General features: G+C 55.5%; 1 protein-coding gene. It reads left to right on the forward strand.

Annotated features, from left to right (window positions below; genetic code table 11):
- Positions 1 to 665: DUF2345 domain-containing protein (locus JJB97_RS18305; RefSeq protein WP_238715516.1), on the forward strand; the 665-nt coding region annotated here is incomplete at both ends.

The following is a 665-nucleotide window of genomic DNA, read 5'->3' on the forward strand; positions in this document are numbered from 1 at the left end:
AAAGGGGTCTTCATCTCAGCGGATAACCAGGCGCAGGGACAGGGTCAGCAACTGGATATTCAGCAGGCGAAAGCGCTGCTGTCATCGGCACTCCTGGAAATGCAGTCGCTGTCGGCCAGCGCGCAACACGCACAGGCGCTGGCGGCAGATATTGGTCGCCAGCAGGCTCTTCTTCAACAGAAGATTGAGGACTTCCGGCAGGCGGTGCTGCTGGCGAGCGCGCCGCACGGCGTGGCGGTAGTAAGCGGAGAAGATATACAACTGTCGGCAGATGACAATCTCACGCTGACGGCAGGTAAGCAGATGGATATCGGCGCACACAAAGACTTTACTGTGGCGGCCGGAAAACAAATCAGCCTCTACAGCCGCGAAGGGGCAAAACTGTTTTCCTCGCACAATAACATCGACATTCAGGCGCAGGGGGGTGATGTGACCACCTGGTCCACGCAGAACACGCATATTTCCAGCGGTAAAAAGCTGATAGTGACGGCGCAGGATGAGCTGACGCTGGTGTGCGGCGGAGGCTATATAAAAATAAAAGGCGGTAATGTGGAAATTGGCGGGCCGGGTAAGCTGCGGATTAAAAATGCGGGTATCTCAAAACAGGGACCGGCCAGTATGCAGGGGGTGATGAAGAACTACGCTCCGGAAAGTTTTGATGAGAA

The sequence above is a fragment of the Tenebrionibacter intestinalis genome (genome assembly GCF_016632365.1).
In the GTDB taxonomy this organism is placed as follows: Bacteria; Pseudomonadota; Gammaproteobacteria; order Enterobacterales; family Enterobacteriaceae; genus Tenebrionibacter; species Tenebrionibacter intestinalis.